Origin of the sequence: Nocardia sp. NPDC056100 (assembly GCF_042266325.1) — a bacterium.
In the GTDB taxonomy this organism is placed as follows: domain Bacteria; phylum Actinomycetota; class Actinomycetes; order Mycobacteriales; family Mycobacteriaceae; genus Nocardia.
This window is the reverse complement of record NZ_JBHJVY010000006.1, coordinates 30,565-52,044: the sequence shown is the minus strand read 5'-3', so window position 1 is coordinate 52,044 and position 21,480 is coordinate 30,565. Positions and strand designations below refer to the sequence as shown.

The following is a 21,480-nucleotide window of genomic DNA, read 5'->3' as shown; positions in this document are numbered from 1 at the left end:
GAATTCCGGTTAACATCAGTACTGTACCGCACCGTCGAGCCGACGCGTTCGGCCCGATCGGAACATCCAGGAAGACCTCAGAATTGGTTGCTAGCCTGTTGCCATGACTGCCAGCCAGGGCGTCTCACCGGGTCCCTTCTGGGATCTCGAGACCCGACTGTCCTCTGTCCTGTCGATGCTCGCCGGATACATCGGCGCGGCCGCCTACGCCCACTCCGCGGGCTATTTCGTCACCTTCATGACCGGCAATACCGAACGCGCCATCATCGGTAATTTCGTCGGCGATCACACCCTCGCGGCGGGTGCGGCCCTGCTCATCGGGTGTTTCGTGCTGGGTGTTTTCGTGGCCTCGATGTGCCGCCGGTACTGGTGGCGCAATCACCCGCACGGCGCGACCATGCTGACCACCGCGGCGCTGATGGTCGCGGCCGTCGGTGATCACATTCTCGGCGAACGCGGAATCGGCCTGACGCCGATTCTGGCCGTCGCCTTCGGAATGGGCGCGCTGAACACCTCTTTCGTGAAGAACGGTGAGGTATCCATTCCGGTCAGTTATGTCACCGGCACGCTGGTGAAACTCGCGCAGGGTATCGAGCGGCATGTGGCGGGTGGCGGTACGGTGCGCGACTGGGCCGGATATGCCGTGCAATACGGGTCTTTCGCGCTCGGCGCGCTCATCGGTGGACTGGTCAGTATTCCGGTGTCCGGTGAATACATGCTGGATGCGGCGGTCATCGGATCGATGTTGGTCGCGATCTACACCTGGCGAGCCGATGTGCGCTACTGCCGGAACGAGGAGAAACGCCGAACCGACGTCGCTTGCGCCGCATCACAACCTGACACCACACCGGGCAACTTAACCGCAAAGTGACTTACCTGGGCATATTCTCCGAAACATGACAACCAGCAAAGAGGAAGTTATGGAAGGGCCGGTGCATGCTCTGGCCCGGAGCGCCTGGCAGTCGATCCTGGTCACCGGCATCCTCTCGGTGGTGCTGGGGATCCTGATCCTGGCCTGGCCCGGCAAAACCATTCTGGTGGCGGGCGTTCTCTTCGGCGTCTATCTGATTGTGTCCGGGCTCTTCCAACTCATCGCGGCCTTCGGCGTGCACCTGAGCGCCGGAATGCGAATCCTGTCCTTCATCAGCGCGATTCTTTCGCTGATCCTGGGCTTCCTATGCTTCCACAATTGGCGCGACAAGGGCGAGGCCACCGCGGTCCTGCTGCTGGCCATCTGGATCGGCATCAGCTGGATCTTCCGCGGCGTCTCCTCACTGATCGCGGGCATCTCCGCGGACGGTATGCCGGGCCGCGGCTGGGCGATCTTCTTCGGCATCATGCTGGTGATCGGTGGTGGCTGGCTGATCGCGGTGCCGTTCACCTCGATCCTGACCCTGACCCTGGTGGCGGGCTGGTGGTTGATCTTCATCGGCATCATGGAGATATTCAGCGCCTTCACGGTCAAGAGCAATGCGAAGGACGTCCCGAAGGCGCTCTGACGCAATAGAATTCACCTCCCGGCGGTCGCTCTCCTCGGAGAGCGGCCGCCGGATTCTTTTGTCCCGAGCCGTTTTCAGCGCAATCGTTTGGGCCGTTTGTCCATCAGCCGCAGGATCAGCGGGGTGAAGATGAGCTGCATGGCGAGGTCCATTTTCCCGCCCGGCACCACAATGCTGTTGGGCCGCGACATGAACGAATCGTGCAGCATGGACAGCAGATATGGGAAATCGATCACCTTCGGATCGGCGAAGCGAATGACCACGAAACTCTCGTCCGCGGTCGGAATCGAGCGGGTCGTGAACGGATTCGAGGTGTCCACGGTCGGCACCCGCTGGAAGTTCACATAGGTCCGGGAGAACTGCGGGCAAATGTGTTTCACGTAATCGGGCATGCGGCGCAGGATCGTATCGATGATGGCCTCACTGGAGTAACCGCGTTCGGTCTTGTCGCGGTGCACCTTCTGAATCCACTCCAGATTGATGATGGGCACCACCCCGACCAATAGGTCGGTGTATTGCGCGACATCGATGCCCTCGGTGGTGGCGGCTCCGTGCAAGCCCTCATAGAACAGCAGATCGCTGCCCGGCGGCAGTTCCTCCCAGGGGGTGAACGTACCGGGCGGCTGCCCATAGGGTTTGGCCTCGCCCTCGTCGTGCAGATAGCGCCGGACCGCGCCCACCCCGGTTTCGCCGTAGTCGCGGAAGAGCCGTTCCAATTCCCCGAGCAGGTTCGCCTCCGGGCCGAAGTGCGAGAATCCGAGATTGCGATTCTGCTCGGCTTCGGCCATGGCCAACTGCATTTCATTGCGGTCGAAGCGATGGAACGAATCCCCTTCGACGATGACCGCGCTGATTCCCTCGCGGCGGAATATCTCCTGAAAGGTCCGCGTGACGCTGGTCGTTCCCGCACCGGATGACCCGGTGATCGCGACCACGGGATGTTTGACCGACATGGCACCTCCTGGATTGCCGGACAGCTGATTTCGCCGCTAACGAGCCGGGCGGAAGAGCGAGCGCGATCCGAACAGTGAGGCGTCGAAACTCGGCCCCTCATCGGGTTCGGAGTGATAGCGCTCGATGCGCTCGACCTCGTTGCGCGAGCCGAAGATGAACGGGATCCGCTGATGCAGCTCATTGGGCTGCACCTGCAGGATCCGCTCGTGTCCCGTGGTGGCCGCGCCGCCCGCCTGTTCGACGATGAAGGCGATCGGGCTGGCGCCGTACAGCAGTGAGACCCGGCCGGGGCGGTCGGGATTGCGGGTATCGCGGGGGTACATGTAGAGCCCGCCGCGCGTGAGGATGTGGAAGGTGTCCGCGACCAGCGACGCGACCCAGCGCATATTGAAATCCCGTCCGCGCGGGCCTTCGACGCCCTGCAGGCATTCGTGGACGTAACGGCGCACCGGACGCTCCCAGAAGCGCTCATTGGCGGCGTTGATGGCGAAACCCGAAGTGTCGTCCGGGATTCGCATGCGCGGGTGGGTGAGCACGAACGCGCCCACCTCGCGATCGAGGGTGAAGCCGTCCACGCCATTGCCGGTGGTGAGCACCAGCATGGTGGCGGGCCCGTACAGCGTGAACCCGGCGCACACCTGTTGTACGCCGGGTTGCAGGAAGTCCGTGGCGATGGCCGCCCGGCCGTCCTCCGGGGCGCGCAGCACGCTGAATATCGTTCCCACGGGCAGGTTCACATCGATATTGCTGGAGCCGTCGAGGGCGTCGAAGGCGAGCAGGTACTTACCGCGCCGCACTTCCGAGGGCACCGCGTGGAATTCACGCATCTGCTCGGACACCAGCGCCGAAAGTGGTCCGCTCCACTGGCTTTCGGCCACCATGACGTCGTGCGCGATGGCGTCCATCTTGCGATGCACGGTGACCGGGAGGTTATCCGGTTCGTACGCGCCGAGCGATCCGACGATGGCGCCCCGTGTCACCTGATTCGCGATGATCTTGGTGGCGGTGGCCAATACGTTCAGGAGCGCCGAGAACTCCCCCGATGATCCGGGGTGCCGGTGCTCCTGCTCGATGGTGTAGCGGGTGAGGGTTTTCAGACCTTCAGGCATACCCCTGCTCAATTCCTCACGTGGTGGCCACCTCCGGTGCGGTGGCGTCCGCGAACACGCTGCTGCCGTAGACGTCGTTGTCGGTCAACGTGATCAGATCGGTCCGGCTCAGCGGCCGGTGCAGTTCGACGAGCCGCTTGGCCTGGCGCAGCCGGCAGCGGTCCAGGGCATTGCGCACGCTACGGGCGTTGGCGAAGCGCGGGCGGGTCATGCGGAGTTCCAGATAGCGCGAAAACGCCTGCGTCGCCGCGGTATCGAAGTGGAAGTTCTCCTGGGCCACCATGAGCTCGGCGATGGCCAGCAGTTCCGCATGGGTGTAATCCGGGAATTCGATATGGTGCGCCACCCGTGAGGACAGGCCCGGATTGGCGGAGAAGAAGGTGTCCATGCGATCCGGATAGCCCGCGAAAATGACCACGAGCGAGGTGCGTTCGTTCTCCATCTCCTGCAGCAGGATCTCGATCACCTCCTGGCCGTAATCGCGTTCGTTCTCCGGCCGGAACAGGTAGTACGCCTCATCGATGAACAGGACGCCCCCGGCGGCTTTGGCGAGGGCTTCCTTGGTCTTGGGTGCGGTGTGCCCGATGAACTGGCCGACCAGATCATCACGGGTGACGGTGTGCACCTTGGGTTTACGGATATAGCCGAGCGAATGCAGCATCTCGGCCATGCGCAGGGCGACCGTGGTCTTACCGGTGCCCGGCCCTCCGGTGAAGCTCATATGCATGGTGGGCCGGGTGGCCTGCAATCCGAAGCGCTGGCGGGCGCGGTCGATGAGCAGCAGTGCCGCGATCTCCCGCACCCGGCGCTTCACATTGGCCAATCCGATGAGCTCGGCGTCCAGGCGGGTCAGGGTGTCCTCGACATCCTTGCCCGCGATATCGGTCGAGAGGTCCAGCAGCGCGTCATCGGCTAGATGGTCGGCCGCCGCATCCTGCGGTGACGAGGGGTCGGCGGCCGATCCGCGCAGCGGTGCGGGGTTCGTGGCCCCGGGCCGATGCATTTGGAACCCGTTGCCCGAGCGGCCGGCTGCAGGTGCCCGATCGCCCGGAACCGCGGGATGCGCTGTACTCACGATAGGTCCTCCCGATCCGAATTATGTTCAGCCGCCGTAACGTTGGCCGGGACGGTCATCCAGGGCGTACGCGTGGTAGCCGTAGCGCTGACTGCGATCGGCCGCATCGGTGCGCTCCAGCCGGAAGCCCGGTTCCTCGGCCGGACGCTGCACCAGGAAGCTCAGCGCGGTGCTCTGCCGCCCGTAGGTGGCGTCGTAGGCGTTGACCCGGATGTAGTGCCGCGGGAAGGTGGCGCGGCAGGCATTGATCTCGGCGAGCACGCCGTCGGGCTCGTCCAGGTCGAACAGGGGCAGGCCCCACATCTCCCAGTAGACATTGCGCGGGTGCGGATCATCGGTGTATTCGATGGATACCGGCCAATTGTTGAGCAGGGCGTAGCGGACCTGGGCCGCGATTTCCTCATCGCTGAAATCCGGCAGGTGCGCGAAGGTGCCGTGGCGCAGTTGCATTGCGGTTCGATGCCTTTCAGCGTGTAGCGGTCGGAATGGCGTCGGGTGCGTCGGTGGAGGTGTAGTCGAAGGTGACATCACCCCAGGTCTTGAGCGCGACTTCCAGCGGGTGATTGGTCTCGGCGGCGCGGCGCAGGATATCCGGGCCCTCCTTGAGCAGATCGCGACCTTCGTTGCGCGCCTTGACGATTACCTCGAGTGCGACGCGATTGGCTTCCGCACCCGCGGCGATGCCCATGGGATGGCCGATGGTGCCGCCGCCGAATTGCAGGCAGACGTCATCGCCGAACAGATCGAGCAGCTGATGCATCTGCCCGGCGTGAATACCGCCGGAGGCCACCGGCATGACGCCGGGCAGGCTCGCCCAATCCTGATCGAAGAAGATGCCATTGGCCGGATTCGCGGGAACGTGGTTGTCCCGCAACGTGTCATAGAAGCCCTTGACCGTATGCGGATCGCCTTCCAGCTTGCCGACGACCGTGCCCGCGTGCAGGTGATCCACGCCGATCAGGCGGCACCACTTGGCCAGTACACGGAAGCTCACGCCGTGCGTCTTCTGCCTGGTGTAGGTGGAGTGGCCGGCGCGGTGCAGGTGCAGCAGCATGCCATTGCGCCTGGCCCACTTGGACATCGACTGCATGGCGGTGTAGCCGACCGTCAGATCCATCATGATGATGACGCTGCCGAGCGATTTGGCGAATTCCGCGCGCTCGTACATGTCTTCCATATCGGCGGCGGTGACATTGAGGTAATGCCCTTTGAGCTCACCGGTATCGGCGATCGCGCGATTGACGCCCTCCATGGCGTACAGGTAGCGATCGCGCCAGCGCATGAACGGCTGCGAGTTGATGTTCTCGTCGTCCTTGGTGAAATCGAGTCCGCCCCTGCAGGCTTCATAGACCACGCGGCCGTAGTTGCGGGCCGAGAGACCGAGTTTCGGTTTCACCGTCGCGCCCAGCAGCGGGCGGCCGTACTTATTCAGGTATTCCCGTTCCATAACGATTCCGTGCGGCGGACCCTGAAAGGTCTTCACGTATGCAACGGGAATTCGCATGTCCTCCAGGCGCAATGCCGCCAGCGGTTTGAAACCGAATACATTGCCGATGACCGAGGAGGTCAGATTGGTGATCGAACCCTCTTCGAAGAGGTCGAGATCGTATGCCACATAGGCGAAGTACTCGCCCGGGCGGCCCGGTACCTCGTCGACGCGGTAGCACTTGGCCTGATAGCGGCTGTGCGCGGTGAGGCGGTCGGTCCACACGACAGTCCATGTGGCGGTGGAGGATTCGCCCGCGACGGCGGCCGAGGCTTCGATCGGGTCGACGCCCTTCTGCGGGGTGACCCGGAAGACGGCCAGGACATCGGTGTCCTTGGGCTCATAGTCGGGGTTGTAGTATCCCATCGACGCGTAGGACTGTACGCCCGGATCCCACCGGCCGCGGGTGCCATCCTGATCATCGGTTACGGCCATCATTCCTCCTGCGAAGGGGGTTGGGCGACTTGCGATTCCCAGGATGACGGCAGTGTTATCGACAAACAATTCGATTGTTTCTCGTCTCCCTCAACCATTTTGTCGTGTTTGCTACCGTTTGACGATGGGTACGGTGAGCGCTGTCCGCATGGAAACGTTTCTCGCCGTGGCCCGGCACAGCAGTATCCGGCGGGCCGCCGCGCAGTTGCACATCACCGAAGCCGCCGCGTCGGCGGCGGTTGCGCACATCGAGAAACAGTTGGGCGCCAAACTGATTGCGAAATCCGGCCGCGGTATCGCGCTCACCGAAGCCGGGCGGGTGTACGCCGACTATTGCCGCAGCATCCTCGGACTCATGAAGGAGGCGCATGCGGCGGTGCGCGAGGCCGAGACCGGGCGGCTGCGCATCGGGGTGGTGGCCACGGCCGGTGAGTACGTGCTGCTGCGGCTGCTGGCCTCGTTCCGGAACCGGTACCCCGATATCGAGCTGGGACTGTCGATTCAGCCCCGCGACGTGCTGTTCGTCGAATTGACCCACCACGAAACCGATCTCGTGGTCGCCGGGCGTCCGCCGCGTGAGGCCGGGCTGGTCACCCGCGCCCGAAGACCCTGCGAGCTGGTCGTGGTGGGCGCGCCGGGCCGCTGGCCGGATCCCGCCGAGGCGACCTGGCTACTGCGCGGTGCGGGCTCGGGTACCCGCGACACCACGCTCGCGCTCTTCGACAGACTCCAAATACGCCCTCCGACACTGACTCTCGGCACCCACGGCGCGGCGCTGGCGGCCGCGCGGGAAGGTCTGGGCATCACGCTGATCCACAGCGACGCCATCGAGAACGATCTCGCGGACCGCCATCTGGAAGTGCTGCCGATCGAAGGCACACCACTCACCCGTCCCTGGCACGCCGTCACCACCCGCACACCGACCCCGGCCGCCCGCCTGTTCCTGTCCCACATCACCGATCCGGAACGGGTTGGCGAGAAAGCATTCCGCGCCGCCTGATCCGGGCCGCGTACGCCCACGGTCGTACACCGGAATACGCCCGGGGTCGCAAGCCGACCCTCGATTTTCGGCCTACTGTGGTGGACAGCGAATTTGATTCTCCCGGTGAGGTGGTTGGACATGACCGATTTCAGCCCCGCGGTATTCGGACCGCCCGCCCTGCGCGTGGGCACGGCCGAACGCGAGCAAGCCGCCGAAGCCCTCGGCAAACATTTCACCGCCGGCCGCCTCGACGTCGACGAATACGACGACCGGGTAGCCCGCGCCTACGCCGCCAAAACCACAGCCGACCTCTCGGTCCTCTTCACCGACCTCCCCCAAACCTCCCCCATCCGCCCGCCCACACCCCAAACTCCCCCGCGCCCACCCCGCGCGTTCGTCCCGGTAGCCCTGATCTCGGTCCTGATCCTCGCCGTGGTGCTGGCCGCCACCACCCACATCTTCCCCTTCTTCATCTTCCCCCTGTTCTTCTTCCTCTTCGTGCGCTCCCGCCGCCGCGGCTTCAACCCCGCCTACCGCCGCTACTGACGGCCCATTCGCCTAGCCGACCCGTCTCGAATCTCATTACGCCCCAATGCTGATTCCGTAGTCTTGCGGCCAGCCTCGCTGTAGCAGGACATGGGGCAGGTAGTCGGATCTCACGTTGATGGCGTGGCCGCAGTCCTGGGCGAGGCAGGCTATGGCGAGAGGGCCCAGGGCGAGGTCGGCTTCGAGGGTTTCGGGGTGTTCTCTGTCGGTCCAGTAGTCGCGGTGCAGGCGCAGGGCGCGGGTCAGGGCGTCGTTGAAGGCGCGCTCGTCGCGGCGGTGCAGGATGTGGAAGAGGCTGATCGGCTGGTAGAGGACCAGGCTGAGGTAGTCGGTCGGGACGGTTGTCGCGACTTCGGGCCGGGACAGTGTGATCGCCTCGCCGAGCCGATCGGTCCAGTCGGGCTCATCGGCGAACCAGGCTTGCAGCGTCTGTACCCAGCGGAAGTGAAACTCTTCCTCGAAGACGCGCGGTGAGCGCAGGGAGGCGATCGGGATGCGCGAAAGCTGTTGTAAGCGTTCCGGATCCGCGCAGATCAGGCCCAGGTAGAAGGTCGTAGTCCAATGCTCGACCCGCTGCTCGGAGCACGGTCCGAGTGCGCGAATGCGACGGATGTAGCCGTCGATCTCGCATTCGACGATACCTTCGGTGCGTGCGGTGAGCTCCAGCATCGCGCAGCCCAGTTGCAAGGCGTGGATGGCCGCCATGCGCGCCTCGTGCGGGCTGTCCCCGTGCGAGTAGGCCGCGCACTGTGCCCGCAGGGAGAACTCCGCCAAAGCGAACGCCGAGAAGATGGACCGGGGTGATCGCTCCAGGTTCGAGATCGCGTCGGCGACAAGATTTCTCAGCGTTCGCGCGAGCTGGGACGTACTCCGCCGTTCGCCGGGATGCGCCGGAACCGAGACGGTCAGTACGGCGGGGACGCCATCGATCTCGATGGGCAGCCCGGGCGGCAGCCAGCCCGTGTCGGCCTGGGCCCGCCAGCCGTGCGCGTGCACGGCCAGCGCGGTCAACCCCATCACGGACAGTGGCAGCAGATCCCGGGGCTCCGGATCAGCGCCGAACTGCTCGCGATGCCAGGCCAGCCATTTCTCCCGCTCCTGCTCGAATGCCGCTTCGTCATCGGCCAGCAGCGCCCGCAGCATTCCGGCCTCCGAACCCGCGGTGATCGGTACCGCTGCCAGGCGATCGAGGTGATGCTGTCGAACGGTGGGCGGTGGCAGGCATACGTAGGACTCCGGAAACGGTCCGGCGATATACGCGGACAGCGCCATCACGACGAGCCCTTCGACGCTGTCGCCGCAAACGTCGGCCACCTCCGGTGCGTGATCCTCTACCAGGACCGCGCCCTGCAGGGCGACCTGTCCGCCCAGGATCATCAACCAGTACGACTCCATCCATCGGGACACCGTCGGGATCCCCTCGGTCAGATGGCGGAAATCCTGCCTCTCTGAAGAGATGGCCTCATTGATCATCAGCAATCGAATGTCCTGGTTGCCGCCGGGCCACCGCTCCAGACAGATCGCCCCGAACGCGGCTTCGGCGGCGGTGCGAATCGCGATACGCGCGGGCTCGGCGTGTACACCGCGATCTTTGATCGATTCCGCTCCGACGTAGTCCAGCAGTGCGTCGACCATCCCCCACAGCTCCGTGACCGGATCGCGCGAGTCGTATCGAATCGTGTACCAGGACTTCCAGATTCGCCGATCGATATCGGTCAGTGCGGCCTCGACACGGTCGTCGGCGACGCCGTACAGCGGGAACTCCACGCTCCATCTCCTTTGTGTGGCGACACAGCGTATCCCTCGCCGGGAAACTTCGAAGATGTTGTGCTGCTTCGTGATAGGCGATGGCAGTATCGCAATGACAAACCAAACGAGAGGTATCGACCATGGCGGATCAGATGTTTCACCCCATCGGCCGCGTGGAATCACCGCTGACCGAGCTCGACGCCGCGCCACGACAGGGTGACGAGGGCGCTCCCGACTGCGATCTGGTGCTGGCGGCGGAATTCGCTCCCGCGCTGACCGGCCTGAGCGCCGGTGCGGAAATCGTCGTCCTCACCTGGCTGGACCGGGCCGCTCGCGATCAGCTGGTCGTGCACCCGCGCGGAGATCTGACCCGTGCCGAAACCGGTGTCTTCGCGACGCGGTCCCCGCATCGCCCGAACCCGATCGGGCTGCACACGGTCACGATCGTGTCGATCGACGGCACCCGAGTTCGGGTCCGCGATCTGGAAGCGGTGGACGGTACGCCGATCCTGGATATCAAGCCCGTCCTGGGCCCGATAGACCAGCGATAGCGGTCCCCAACGGCGAAGTTGTCGTAGTTTGTCGTAGGGCGTCCGTATGGTCCAGTTCATGACCGATATCGCCCCCTTGGCCGCAACCGCACGGGCGAAATTCGGCGACCCCGGGGTGCACGCCATCGTCCGCAACGGCCGCACCGTGCACGCGGTCGGCCTGGGCACCTGGTTCGGCACCGAGGAAGTCCCGGAACTGTTGTGCCACACCGGAGTCGCGGGTTGGTCGCCGTCGGCGTTGCAGCCGACCCGAGCCGCCGTCACCTGCGTGCGCTGCCTGCGCAGTCTCAATGCCGATGTCGAGTCCGCCTCGCCGCAGCTCTCGCTGTTCGGCCGCGACTGGCAATCCGAGCAGCTCACGCTCTGACCGAACGCTGATCATCGCGCGGTGCCGCCACCGCGCTGTTCACCCATGTCCGGGGCATGATCCGGCCAGTGGGACACGTCACCATTTCGTTAGTTAGCCTTATGCAACTATATTGGACGAGTTCGTTCGATTCAGTTTTGGAGGCTCTGCATGGGTGCGCCGACCACCGACCTCGACAGCGGTGATGTTCAGACCATTCGGAGGCGGCTCCGGGTGGATCGCGATCATCCGCATTACAAGTGGGTGGCGTTGTCGAACACCACCCTGGGCATGTTGATGGTGACCATCAACTCCTCGATCGTCATCATCTCGCTGCCCGCGATCTTCCGCGGCATCGATCTGAATCCGCTGGAGCCCGGCAATGTCAGCTATCTGCTGTGGCTGCTCATGGGCTTCCTGCTCACCTCGGCCGTGCTGGTGGTGCTGTTCGGGCGGCTCGGCGACATGTTCGGGCGAGTGAAGATCTACAACCTCGGGTTCGTGGTGTTCACGATCTGCGCGGTCGCGCTGTCATTCGATCCGTTCACACACGGGGCGGGAGCCATCTGGCTGATCGGCTGGCGAGTGGTGCAGGGCGTCGGCGGTGCCATGTTGATGGCGAACTCCGCGGCGATCCTCACCGATGCGTTCCCGGCGAATCGACGCGGTGTGGCGCTGGGCATCAATCAGGTTGCGGCCGTTGCCGGTTCGTTCCTGGGCCTGCTCATCGGCGGCATTCTGTCCGAGTGGGATTGGAAGGCGATCTTCTGGGTCACCATTCCGTTCGGCATCCTGGGCACGGTGTGGTCCTATCGCTCGCTGCACGACAACGGCATGCGCACCGCCGGATCGCTGGATTTGCCGGGCACCATCACCTTCGCGCTGGGTCTGACCGCACTGCTCACCGGCATCACCTATGGCATTCAGCCGCACGGTGATTCGAAGACCGGCTGGGACAACCCGCTGGTGCTGGCCGCCGTATTCGGCGGTATCGCGCTGCTGGTGCTGTTCTGCTACATCGAATCCCGGGTCGCGCAGCCGATGTTCCAGCTGTCGCTGTTCAAGAATCGCGCGTTCGGGCTCGGTAATCTCGCGGGTCTGATGGCCTCGGTGGGACGCGGCGGCATGCAGTTCATGCTGATCATCTGGTTGCAGGGCATCTGGTTGCCGTTGCACGGCTACGACTTCGAATCCACTCCCCTGTGGGCCGGCATCTACATGCTGCCGTTGACCGCCGGATTCCTGGTGGCGGGACCGATCTCGGGCTGGCTCAGCGACAAATACGGCGCGCGGTACTTCGCGGCCGGTGGCCTGCTGCTCGCCGCGGTCACGTTCGTACTGCTCGTGGTGATTCCGGTGGACTTCAACTACTGGCTGTTCGCGCTGATCATTCTGTTGAACGGTCTCGGCACCGGCATCTTCACCTCGCCGAATACCGCGGAGATCATGTCATCGGTTCCGGCATCGCAGCGCGGTGTGGCCTCGGGCATGCGCGGCACCCTCATGAACGGTGGCATGGCGCTGTCGATCGGCGTGTTCTTCTCGCTCATGATCGTCGGCCTGTCCGGAACTCTGCCCGGCGCAATGGATTCCGGGCTGCGTGAACAGGGCGTCTCCCCCGCGGTGGCGGGTCAGATCGCGGATATGCCGCCCGTCGGCAGCCTCTTCGCGACGTTCCTGGGCTACAACCCGTTCAAGGAACTGCTGGGCCCGAGCGGCACGCTCGACAAGCCGGGCGTGAACTCCGACGTGTTGACCGGCCAGGAGTTCTTCCCGCACTTGATTTCCGGCCCCTTCCACTCGGGTCTGGTGGTCGTGTTCCTCGCGGCCGCACTTATGATGCTGATCGGTGCGGTGGCATCGTGGTTCGCGGGCAGCGGGAAGGTTCCCGACGAAGTCGAAGAACTCCGCGAAGCCGACCGCGCGGGAATCTGACCCTTGATCGAGGAGGCCGCACTGCACCAGCACACGAGTGTCGCCGACCCCGATCAGCTGACCGAGGCGGCCGAGCTCTACCACACCATCGGCCGCCTGCTCCGGCTGCTGCGCCATTCGGGTGACCTGGGTTCGCTCAGTCCGGGCGCGGCGTCGGCGCTGGCCTCGGTGGCGCGCGGCGGACCGATGCGGCTCAGCGATCTGGCCAATATCGAAAGGGTCAGCGCGCCAACCATGTCCCGCATGGTGACGGGCCTGGAGAAGGCGGGCTATATCGTCCGCGAAGCCGATCCGGAGGACGGCCGCGCCCAACTGCTGAGCGCGACCGCCCAGGCGCACAACCTGGTCACCGGCCTCACCTCGGCCCGCATCCAGCGCTTCGCCGCCGCGATGGGCAATCTGGATCAGCCGCAGCGCGAGGCGCTCATGTCATCGCTCGGCACCCTGATCGAAGCATTGGACCAGCAGCCCGACTCGGACTGACCACTTGATCGGCCGGTCGATCACCGTGAACCGGGGGCCGCGCGTCGCCACCGCCTCCCCGGTGACGCCGCGAACTATGGTGGCCGGGAACCGCCGGTGATCGGATCATCGGGTTGGTGAAGTGGACTGCGTGTCCATACTTCTCGCACCCTCCTCGGTCGCCAAGCCGGGATTCGTCCGATGGCTCGGCGTCCTCGCGGTCATGCTCGGAATCTTCGCGATCGTGACAACCGAGATCCTGCCGATCGGATTGCTCACCGCGATCGGCGCGGATTTCACCGTGTCCGACGGCATGGCCGGGCTGATGATGACCATGCCCGGCCTGCTCGCCGCCATCTCGGCCCCGGTGGTCGGCGTCGCGGGAGCGCGGGTCGACCGCCAACGCCTGCTCATCGTCTGCACCCTCCTGCTGGTGGCGGCCAATCTGATCGCGGCCGTCGCCCCGGCGTTCTGGATGGTGCTGGCTTCTCGGGTGCTGCTCGGAATCACCATCGGCGGATACTGGTCCATCGCAGCGGGATTGGCGAGCAGGCTGGTGCCGCCGGAAGCCGCGGCGCGGGCGACAGCGGTGATCTTCGCCGCGGTGCCGCTGGGCTCGGTACTGGGAGTCCCGGTGGGGACGTTCATAGGAGATATCGCCGGATGGCGAGCCGCGTTCGTGGTGCTGGCCATCCTGTCGGCCGCGGTGCTCGCACTGCTCGCCTTCGCGGTCCCCGCACTACCCGCGCATCAGGAACTCGGCTGGTCGACACTGCGCACGGGCCTGACCGCCGCAGGCACCCGATTCGCCCTCCTCGCAACGGTTCTCATCGTCACGGCCCAATTCGGGACCTACACCTACGTGACCCCCTTCCTCGAACAGGTCACCGGCATCGGCAACGTCACCGCACTGCTGCTCATCTACGGAATCGCGGGCATCGCCGGAAACTTCCTGGGCGGCAACCTGGTCGGCCGCAGCCCACGCGCCGCACTCGGAGCAGCCGCGACCCTGATGGCAGCCGCCCTATTACTCCTGCCGGTATTCGGCCACCGGGAATTCGCCGCCGCAGCCCTGCTGACCGTCTGGGGTATCGGATACGGCGGCATCCCCGTCATCCTGCAAACCTGGTTCGCCACCGCCTCTCCCGACCACGCCGAGGTCTCCTCAACCCTGTTCACCGCCTCATTCCAAGCCACCTTCTGCGCCGGAGCCCTGGCAGGCGGCCTCCTCCTCGATCGCACCTCCCCATCGACCGTCCTGGTCTGCGGCGGTGCCATCGCAATTGCAGTACTGGTCATCTGCTTATCTGATTTGTCCGAAAAGCTGGCCCATTAGCGACGATTCGTGCCATAAAGATCAGCCAATTCCTGGAACGCGTGTTGGAGTTCAAGCGCCGGTTCATAATTGGCACCATTGATCGATCCCACTGCAAGGGAGGGTCGGCCCTTGCCGGATAGTGAATCGAGGGTGCCATGTCGAATCCTCAACAACCCCCGCCCCCGCCTCCGGGTGGTCAGCCCATGTACGGGCAGGGGTATCCCGCACCGCCGCCGCGAAAACGAAAGATATGGCCGTGGGTGATACTCGGGGTAATCGTCCTGTTCTTCGGCGGGTGTGTCGCGATTTTCAGCACCGCGGCGCACGAGGTGTCGAAGAGCGAGGATAAGCGCACGTCGGCGGCCGCTGCGGGCTCGGAAGTGCGCGACGGTAAGTTCGCCTTCATTGTCACTTCGGTGGATCCGGCCGTCGCGGCGTTGGGCGACAATGAGATTCTTCGCAAGACCGCGCAGGGCGAGTACGTCGTCGTGCACGTCGATATCACCAATACCGGAGACAAGGCGCAAAGCTACTTCGGCGATAATCAGAAACTGATCGACGATCAGGGAAAGCAGTACAGCAATGACACGGCCGCGGAGTTGGCCGTGAATACGAGCCTCACGGCGGAAATCAATCCGGGGAACAAGTTATCGGTGTCGATCCCGTTCGATGTGCCGAAGGGAACGGTTCCGGCGGCCATCGAACTGCACGACTCGGCGTTCTCGGGTGGCGCGCGGGTGGCGCTCAAATAGAGTGGTGCACAACGCTTCGGCCGGTTCCGTGGAACCGGCCGAATTGCGTTGGTCTGGGTCAGGCGTTGTCGTACGCGTCCTGCAGGGCCTTGAGGTCGATCTTGGTCATGGTCCGCATCACGGCGTTGACGGCCATCATGCGGGAGGGTTCGGCTCCGCTCAGCAGGGCGGGCAGGCCCGAGGGGACGATCTGCCAGGAGAAGCCGTACTTATCGGTGAGCCAACCGCACGGGCCGGGCTCGCCGTCGGCGGTGAAGGCGGCCCACAGGCGGTCGACCTCGTCCTGGCCGTCGACGACGACCTGGAGGGAGGCGGCGTCGGTGAAGGTGTGGCCCGGGCCGCCGTTCAGCAGGGTCAGGGCGTGCCCGGCGAGTTCGAGGGTGACGACGAAGGCCGTGCCGTCGGGGCCGCGGGAGATATCGGTGATGCGGGAGTCCGCGACGAGGCCGGTGTAGAACTCGGCGGCCTCCTCGGCCTGGTTGTCGAACCAGAGGAAGGTGCTGACGGTGGTGGTCATGATGGGCTCCTGGGGTGTTGGTGAGCTTGTTTCACCTACAGGTCGGAGCCAATCACGTCCCCTCGACGTATCTCCGGACATTTCTCGAAAACTTTTTTCGCGTCCGGCTCACTGCTTGTAGGTGGCCAGGAAGCGGCCGATGCGCTCGATGATCGCCTCCAGGTCATCGGCGTACGGGAGGGTGACGATGCGGAAGTGATCGGGGCGCGGCCAGTTGAAGCCGGTGCCCTGCACGATGTGGATCTTCTCCTGGAGCAACAGGTCCAATACGAACTGCTCGTCATCGTGGATCGGATACATATCGAGGTCGATGCGCGGGAACGCGTACAGCGCGCCCTTGGCCTTCACGCATGAGACGCCCGGGATCGTATTGAGCGCCTCCCACGCACGGTCACGCTGTTCGCGCAGGCGGCCACCGGGCAGGGTGAGGTCGTAGATGCTCTGGTGTCCCCCGAGCGCGGCCTGAATCGCCTGCTGCGCAGGCACATTCGCGCACAACCGCAGACCCGCGAGCATGGTCAGACCCTCTAGATAGTTCTGCGCGTGCTCGATCGGACCGGAGACCACCAGCCAGCCGGAGCGGAATCCGGCCGCGCGGTAGGACTTCGACAGTCCGGAGAAGGTCAGCACCAGCAGATCGGGAGCGAGTGAGGCGGTCGCGGTGTGCTGCAGATCGTCGTAGAGGATCTTGTCGTAGATCTCATCGGAGAACACCACCAGGTTGTGCCGCCGCGCGACCTCGAGCACCTCGCGCACCACCTCGGGCGAATACACCGCTCCCGTCGGATTATTGGGGTTGATCAGCACGATCGCGCGGGTGCGGTCGGTGACCTTGGATTCGATATCCGCCACATCCGGGAACCAGTCGGAACCCTCATCGCAGATGTAGTGCACGGGCTTACCGCCATTGAGCGCGGTGGCGGCGGTCCAGAGCGGGAAGTCCGGTGCGGGAACCAGGACTTCGTCACCGTTCTCCAGCAGTGCGGTCATCGCCATCATGATGAGTTCGGAGACGCCGTTGCCGAGGAACACCTCTTCGACGTCGACCCCGGTCACCCCGAGCGTCTGGTAGTACTGCACTACCGCGCGCCGCGCCGAGAGCAGCCCTTTCGATGACGAGTAGCCGCTGGACACCGGCAGGTTCCGCACCATGTCATGCAGCAGTTCAGCGGGTGCCTCGAACCCGAACGGCAGCGGGTTGCCGGTATTGAGTTTCACCACATGATGACCCTCCGCCTCCAGCCGTGCCGCATGCTCAGCCACCGGCCCGCGGATCTCATACGACACACCCGACAGCTTGCTCGACTGCTTGACCTGCATGGAAGTCCCTTCTGAATGCGCTTGCGGCATACCTTACTTGGAATTTCCAAGTTTGCACTTTGTTTTTCCAAGTTAGAAGTTACAGTAGATCCGTGCCCCGCCGAAGCTACGACCACTACTGCGCCGTCAGCCGCGCCCTCGACATAGTCGGCGACCGCTGGAACCTCCTGATCGTCCGCGAACTCTGCTCCGGCCCCCGCCGCTACAGCGATCTGTTCGCCGACCTCCCCGGCATCAGCACCGACGTCCTCGCCGCCCGCCTCAAAGAACTCGAACGCGACGACATCCTCACCCGCGGCAAAGCCGGCCCCCGCGCCTCGACCGCGCTGTACGAACTCACCCCCACCGGCATGGCCCTGCGTCCCGCCCTGGACGCACTCTCCACCTGGGGTACCGACCACCTCGGCGACCGCCGCCCCACCGACGCGGTCCGCGCCCACTGGTTCGCACTCCCCCTGGGACGCGCTGTCGCCCAAGTACTTCCACTGGGCACCGCCACCATCCACATCGGCGAAACCACACTCCACTACGTCATCACCGAACACGGCATCACCCACCACGACGGCCCGGCAGCAGCCCCGGACCTCGAAATACGCCTCGACCTGGCCGCCGCCACCGATGTGGCGACGGGAGCGCGCACTCTCACCGTGAACGGTTGAGCGACTGACCCGCACACCCACGTGAACAGTGCGCAGGCCGGGCATATAGCGGCCACGACGGATGTTGGCCGCACCATGGGGAATTCACGATGATGTGGGCGGTTGTGGTCGATGCTCCCGGACCGCCGGAGGCATTACGCCTCGCCGAGATAGCGGAACCGACGCCGGGCGCGGATGAGCTGCTGATCGAAGTGGCTTATGCCGGAGTCGGATTCGTCGATACGCTGTTTCGCTCCGGCGTCTTCGCGCTGCCCGCGCCGTCCGTGCCCGGGCTGGAGGTCACCGGCTATGTCCGCGGGGTCGGTGCGGGCGTGCGGGATTTCCGCGTCGGACAGCCGGTCGCGGCGCTGCTCAACGACTTCGGCCGGGGACACCGGGCGGGTGGATACGCCGAACTCGCGGTCGCGCACAGCAGTATGGCCGTGCCGCTGGCCGCGGACGCGGACTTGGCCCTGACCGCCGCGGTGCTGACCAATGGGGTCACCGCTTGGCTGGCGCTGCACGATCTCGCTCGCGTGACGCCTTCGGACACCGTGCTGGTGCTGGGCGGCGGCGGGGTCGGCGCGATGACTCGGTGGTTGGCCGCGATCAGTCCGGTCGCAACGGTTATCGCGGTGAGGAGCAGCAGGTCGTCGAGTGTCGACAAGCCCGAGGCGTGGATCCATATGACCGCTGCCGATCGGCTCGAACAGACGGTTTCCGAGGTGACCGCGGGGCGCGGGGTCGATGTGGTCATCGACGCGGTCGGCGGTGAGTTGCGTACGCGGGCATGGGAGTTGCTCGCGCCTTTCGGGCGTCAGGTAATTCTCGGCAATGCCAGCGGTGCGGATCCGGTGATTTCCACGGATTCGGCGTGGCATGGCACCCGCCAGCTCATGGGTCTGAGTCTGGGTGGTGTCGCGCATCGAATTCCGGAGCGGATCGGGACGGTGCTCACTGCCGTGACCGATCTGGTGCACCGGGGAATTCTGGTGCAGGACGGTCTGGCGGTGGTTCCGCTGGCCGAGGTCGCCGCGGTGCATCGGGCGCTCGAACAGCGGACGGCACCGCCGAAGACCGTACTGGCTGTCAGCCGTGCAGGTACCTGACCAGGTGTTCGCGTTCGGTTTCCAGTTCGGAGATCTGGCTCTTCACCACGTCGCCGATGCTGACGATGCCGACCATGCGGCCGTCCTGCAGGACCGGTAGGTGCCGGACTCGGTGTTGGGTCATGGTCTCGTTCAATGACTCCACGCGGTCGTCGGGGGAACAGGTGTGGACTACCGCGGTCATGATTTCCGAGACCGAGCGCTCGAGTAGGTCGGCGCCGAGGGTGTGCAGGCGGCGGACTACATCGCGTTCGGAGGCGATGCCGACGATGTGTTCACCATCGTCGGACACCACGACCGCGCCGACGTTGTTCTCTGCCAGCACTCTGATCAGGTCCCGCACTGTTGCATCGGGTGCAACAGTGACCACATCGGGTCCCTTGCGACGCAGGATCTCGGAGATTCGCATATGCCACCGCCAATTGCTCGAACCATCGATGCCTATCAGGATGGCGCGTTCGCGAGCGAGTGAACAGCAACGTTTTGTGCGTCGAAACCTAACTGGCAGACAGTGCATCCAGCGCGGCCTCGACGGCGCGATGGAATGTGGGGTAGGCGAAGATCATTCGGCGGAAAACGCTGGTCGGCACCTTCGCATGCACTGCCAGGGTCAAGACTGCGAGAACTTCGCCGCCGTCAGGGCCCACTGACGTGGCACCCACCAGGATGCCGCGATCGGCGTCCTCTACGAGTTTGATGAAACCCGCATTGCCGGTCTTGTGCAGCCAGCCGCGGGTGGAATTCGGGAGTTCGGTGAAACCGGTGCGGACATTCAGACCGGCTTTGCGCGCCTGCGCCTCGGTCATGCCGACACCGCCGATCTCCGGATCGGTGAAGGTGACATGCGAGACCGCGTGATACTCGGCGGTCTCATCGGAGTCGCCGAGGATATCGCCCGCCGCGATGCGAGAGTGGTACATGGACATATGGGTGAAGGCGCCGTGGCCGACGACATCGCCGATCGCCCAGACACCGGGAGCGGCGCGCAGGCGCTCGTCCACGGTGATGCTGCGGGCCGATTCATCCAGGCCGACGGCTCCGATGCCCAAGGCGGACAAATCGATTCGGCGGCCGGTGGCGATCAGCAGCTGCTGCGCGCGAACCGGATCGCCACTGTCGAGTTCGACCGTGAACTGCGAACCGTCATGACTCACCGCCGTGCCGTGCCCACTGCGGACCGCGATGCCCTCGGAGTCGAAGACCTTCGCCAGCAACTCCCCCGCTTCCGGTTCGTTCTGCGGCACCAGATGACTGGCGATCACGGTGACCTTCGCACCGAAGCGCGAGAACACCTGCGCGAACTCCACACCCACCGGACCACCGCCCATGACGATGAGCGATTCGGGCACCTCGGTGACCGCGACGGCCTCACGGTTGGTCCAGTACGGGGTCTCGGCCAGACCGGGCAATGCCGGAACCTGGGGCGAGGTACCGGGATTCAGTACGATGCCCCGGCTAGCCCGAAAGATGCGATCTCCATCCGAGGTCGCGACGGTGACCTCACCGGGTGCGCTGATCCGCCCCCAGCCGCGCACGAAGTGCCCGCCGGCCTTCTCGAATTTCACCACCGCGGCGGTATCGTCCCAATTGTCGGTGATCTCATCGCGAATCCGCTCGGCCACCGGAGCCCAATCCGGTGTCACCGCAGCCGATCCCGCGAGCTCGCCCACCCGCCGCGCCTCCGCCAGCGCCCCGGCCGCACGCACCATCGCCTTGGTGGGCACGCACGCGTAGTACGGGCACTCCCCGCCGACCAGTCGCCCGTCGACACCGATGACATTGAGTCCGGCATGCGCCAGCCGGGTCGCCAGATCCTCACCGCCCGGCCCCATTCCGATCACGACTACATCCACGGCTTCGTCAGGCATGGCTCCTCTTTCGTTCGGCGGCGGTCCCGTCCGACGTTAATGTGCCGCCGCACATGACAACACCCGCCCCGCCGACTCGTCCCGGTCCGGTAATACTTCGGCGCGGCCGCCCAATCCACCGGAGTTTCGCCGCGACGCGCGGAGAGATTCCGGCGAACCTGCCACCAGCGGTCATACCTAACCCGTACCATCCGGTGCGTGGCCGAACCGAAGCGTCCCGCCGCGTTGCGGGTTCTCGTGTACAGCAGTGACGCCGATACTCGGAGGCAGGTGATGCTGGCTCTGGGTAGACGCCCGCATCCGGAATTGCCTCCGATCGAGTATCTCGAGGTGGCCACGGGTCCGATTGTCATCGAGCGCATGGATGCGCGTGAGCTCGATTTGGCCATTCTGGACGGCGAATCCGCGCCGACCGGTGGTCTGGGCCTGGCCAAACAGTTGAAGGACGAGATCGCGGACTGCCCGCCGATCGTGGTCCTGACCGGCCGCCCGGATGATGTGTGGCTGGCGAACTGGTCGCGCGCCGAGGCCGCGGTCTCGCATCCGCTCGATCCGATCCGGTTGACCGACGCCGTGCTCGGTGTATTCAGGAACCGTTCCGCGGCCTGATCTTTCCGCTCCCCGTCACCTGGGGAAATCTATGTCACGTGACATTCGCGATTCCGTCGAATCGGTCATGAAAGACCGTTCCGAATTCGATCAAACACCGTCGCGAAACGTCATGTATGTTCTCGTCTGAGTTGTAGGCTGTGCCGTAGCTCACACGAGCGCGGGCCCCGGTATCAATGAAGCCGCCGCGTCAGTCCCCCGAAGTCCGCGCCCTCGACGA

Annotated in this window: 23 protein-coding genes; 13 read left to right on the top strand and 10 right to left on the bottom strand. The window is 64.9% G+C overall.

The window, feature by feature from the left end; translation table 11 throughout:
- Positions 1 to 103 precede the first annotated feature (103 nt).
- Together ACFC0O_RS39300 and ACFC0O_RS39295 are read left to right on the top strand one after the other, a co-directional pair.
- A complete protein-coding gene (locus ACFC0O_RS39300) occupies positions 104 to 871 on the top strand; it encodes a YoaK family protein (RefSeq protein ID WP_375967203.1) in 768 nt (255 codons plus the stop codon).
- A 25-nt stretch (positions 872 to 896) separates the two neighbouring features.
- Positions 897 to 1,499 (top strand): HdeD family acid-resistance protein, encoded by a 603-nt coding sequence (locus tag ACFC0O_RS39295; RefSeq protein ID WP_375967202.1) that lies wholly within the window; start codon positions 897 to 899, stop codon positions 1,497 to 1,499.
- A gap of 74 nt (positions 1,500 to 1,573) precedes the next feature.
- On the opposite strand, the gene ACFC0O_RS39290 is transcribed toward ACFC0O_RS39295, so the two are convergent.
- From ACFC0O_RS39290 to ACFC0O_RS39270, 5 genes are read right to left on the bottom strand one after another with little or no spacing between them, the layout of a single operon-like run.
- Positions 1,574 to 2,452 carry a phosphoribulokinase gene (locus tag ACFC0O_RS39290; RefSeq protein ID WP_364634452.1) on the bottom strand — a complete coding sequence of 293 codons (879 nt, stop codon included), beginning with the start codon at positions 2,450 to 2,452 and terminating at the stop codon, positions 1,574 to 1,576.
- 36 nt (positions 2,453 to 2,488) lie between these two features.
- Complete coding sequence (locus tag ACFC0O_RS39285; protein WP_375967200.1) at positions 2,489 to 3,562, bottom strand: class 1 fructose-bisphosphatase; 1,074 nt, start codon at positions 3,560 to 3,562, stop codon at positions 2,489 to 2,491.
- Between the two features lie 16 nt (positions 3,563 to 3,578).
- Positions 3,579 to 4,637: an AAA family ATPase gene (locus ACFC0O_RS39280; RefSeq protein ID WP_364634458.1), complete on the bottom strand. Its 1,059-nt coding sequence runs from the start codon at positions 4,635 to 4,637 to the stop codon at positions 3,579 to 3,581.
- Positions 4,638 to 4,664: 27 nt separating this feature from the next.
- Positions 4,665 to 5,087 (bottom strand): ribulose bisphosphate carboxylase small subunit, encoded by a 423-nt coding sequence (locus ACFC0O_RS39275; RefSeq protein WP_364634461.1) that lies wholly within the window; start codon positions 5,085 to 5,087, stop codon positions 4,665 to 4,667.
- Between the two features lie 16 nt (positions 5,088 to 5,103).
- On the bottom strand, positions 5,104 to 6,558 hold the full coding sequence (locus ACFC0O_RS39270; RefSeq protein WP_375967199.1) for a form I ribulose bisphosphate carboxylase large subunit: 1,455 nt from the start codon (positions 6,556 to 6,558) through the stop codon (positions 5,104 to 5,106).
- Between the two features lie 124 nt (positions 6,559 to 6,682).
- Here ACFC0O_RS39270 and ACFC0O_RS39265 point away from each other — a divergent pair, with 124 nt between their 5' ends.
- Both ACFC0O_RS39265 and ACFC0O_RS39260 read left to right on the top strand, forming a co-directional pair.
- Positions 6,683 to 7,558, top strand: coding sequence for a LysR family transcriptional regulator (locus tag ACFC0O_RS39265; RefSeq protein WP_375967197.1), 876 nt, complete (start codon positions 6,683 to 6,685; stop codon positions 7,556 to 7,558).
- 120 nt (positions 7,559 to 7,678) lie between these two features.
- Positions 7,679 to 8,086, top strand: a complete 408-nt coding sequence (locus ACFC0O_RS39260) for a DUF1707 domain-containing protein (protein WP_375967196.1) — start codon at positions 7,679 to 7,681, stop codon at positions 8,084 to 8,086.
- Between the two features lie 36 nt (positions 8,087 to 8,122).
- Here the strand turns inward: ACFC0O_RS39260 and ACFC0O_RS39255 are convergent, their stop codons facing one another.
- Positions 8,123 to 9,853 carry an Imm49 family immunity protein gene (locus tag ACFC0O_RS39255; protein ID WP_375967195.1) on the bottom strand — a complete coding sequence of 577 codons (1,731 nt, stop codon included), beginning with the start codon at positions 9,851 to 9,853 and terminating at the stop codon, positions 8,123 to 8,125.
- A gap of 122 nt (positions 9,854 to 9,975) precedes the next feature.
- On the opposite strand from ACFC0O_RS39255, the gene tsaA reads away from it, so the two are divergent.
- The 6 genes from tsaA to ACFC0O_RS39225 all read left to right on the top strand — a co-directional run bounded on the left by tsaA (position 9,976) and on the right by ACFC0O_RS39225 (position 15,199).
- Entirely contained in the window at positions 9,976 to 10,386 is a 411-nt protein-coding gene (gene tsaA / locus ACFC0O_RS39250) for a tRNA (N6-threonylcarbamoyladenosine(37)-N6)-methyltransferase TrmO (protein WP_375967193.1), read from the top strand.
- A gap of 58 nt (positions 10,387 to 10,444) precedes the next feature.
- Entirely contained in the window at positions 10,445 to 10,753 is a 309-nt protein-coding gene (locus tag ACFC0O_RS39245) for a hypothetical protein (RefSeq protein WP_364634485.1), read from the top strand.
- A gap of 150 nt (positions 10,754 to 10,903) precedes the next feature.
- Positions 10,904 to 12,667, top strand: a complete 1,764-nt coding sequence (locus ACFC0O_RS39240; protein WP_375967192.1) for an MFS transporter — start codon at positions 10,904 to 10,906, stop codon at positions 12,665 to 12,667.
- A 3-nt stretch (positions 12,668 to 12,670) separates the two neighbouring features.
- Positions 12,671 to 13,150, top strand: a complete 480-nt coding sequence (locus ACFC0O_RS39235; protein ID WP_364634492.1) for a MarR family transcriptional regulator — start codon at positions 12,671 to 12,673, stop codon at positions 13,148 to 13,150.
- A 130-nt stretch (positions 13,151 to 13,280) separates the two neighbouring features.
- Complete coding sequence (locus ACFC0O_RS39230; protein ID WP_375967191.1) at positions 13,281 to 14,465, top strand: MFS transporter; 1,185 nt, start codon at positions 13,281 to 13,283, stop codon at positions 14,463 to 14,465.
- A 242-nt stretch (positions 14,466 to 14,707) separates the two neighbouring features.
- Positions 14,708 to 15,199: a DUF4352 domain-containing protein gene (locus tag ACFC0O_RS39225; protein WP_375967190.1), complete on the top strand. Its 492-nt coding sequence runs from the start codon at positions 14,708 to 14,710 to the stop codon at positions 15,197 to 15,199.
- Between the two features lie 58 nt (positions 15,200 to 15,257).
- Here the strand turns inward: ACFC0O_RS39225 and ACFC0O_RS39220 are convergent, their stop codons facing one another.
- Positions 15,258 to 15,716 (bottom strand): VOC family protein, encoded by a 459-nt coding sequence (locus tag ACFC0O_RS39220; RefSeq protein WP_375967188.1) that lies wholly within the window; start codon positions 15,714 to 15,716, stop codon positions 15,258 to 15,260.
- A 108-nt stretch (positions 15,717 to 15,824) separates the two neighbouring features.
- Positions 15,825 to 17,036: a pyridoxal phosphate-dependent aminotransferase gene (locus ACFC0O_RS39215; RefSeq protein ID WP_375967187.1), complete on the bottom strand. Its 1,212-nt coding sequence runs from the start codon at positions 17,034 to 17,036 to the stop codon at positions 15,825 to 15,827.
- Positions 17,037 to 17,128: 92 nt separating this feature from the next.
- Here ACFC0O_RS39215 and ACFC0O_RS39210 point away from each other — a divergent pair, with 92 nt between their 5' ends.
- Both ACFC0O_RS39210 and ACFC0O_RS39205 read left to right on the top strand, forming a co-directional pair.
- Positions 17,129 to 17,695 (top strand): winged helix-turn-helix transcriptional regulator, encoded by a 567-nt coding sequence (locus ACFC0O_RS39210; protein ID WP_375967185.1) that lies wholly within the window; start codon positions 17,129 to 17,131, stop codon positions 17,693 to 17,695.
- A gap of 89 nt (positions 17,696 to 17,784) precedes the next feature.
- Positions 17,785 to 18,783 (top strand): zinc-binding alcohol dehydrogenase family protein, encoded by a 999-nt coding sequence (locus ACFC0O_RS39205; RefSeq protein ID WP_375967184.1) that lies wholly within the window; start codon positions 17,785 to 17,787, stop codon positions 18,781 to 18,783.
- On the opposite strand, the gene ACFC0O_RS39200 is transcribed toward ACFC0O_RS39205, so the two are convergent.
- Together ACFC0O_RS39200 and ACFC0O_RS39195 are read right to left on the bottom strand one after the other, a co-directional pair.
- Positions 18,764 to 19,192 (bottom strand): CBS domain-containing protein, encoded by a 429-nt coding sequence (locus tag ACFC0O_RS39200; protein ID WP_375967183.1) that lies wholly within the window; start codon positions 19,190 to 19,192, stop codon positions 18,764 to 18,766. The two genes, ACFC0O_RS39205 and ACFC0O_RS39200, sit on opposite strands and share 20 nt — an antisense overlap.
- Positions 19,193 to 19,280: 88 nt before the next feature.
- Positions 19,281 to 20,651, bottom strand: a complete 1,371-nt coding sequence (locus ACFC0O_RS39195; RefSeq protein ID WP_375967182.1) for a dihydrolipoyl dehydrogenase family protein — start codon at positions 20,649 to 20,651, stop codon at positions 19,281 to 19,283.
- 198 nt (positions 20,652 to 20,849) lie between these two features.
- Here ACFC0O_RS39195 and ACFC0O_RS39190 point away from each other — a divergent pair, with 198 nt between their 5' ends.
- A complete protein-coding gene (locus ACFC0O_RS39190; RefSeq protein ID WP_375967181.1) occupies positions 20,850 to 21,260 on the top strand; it encodes a hypothetical protein in 411 nt (136 codons plus the stop codon).
- Positions 21,261 to 21,480: the final 220 nt, after the last annotated feature.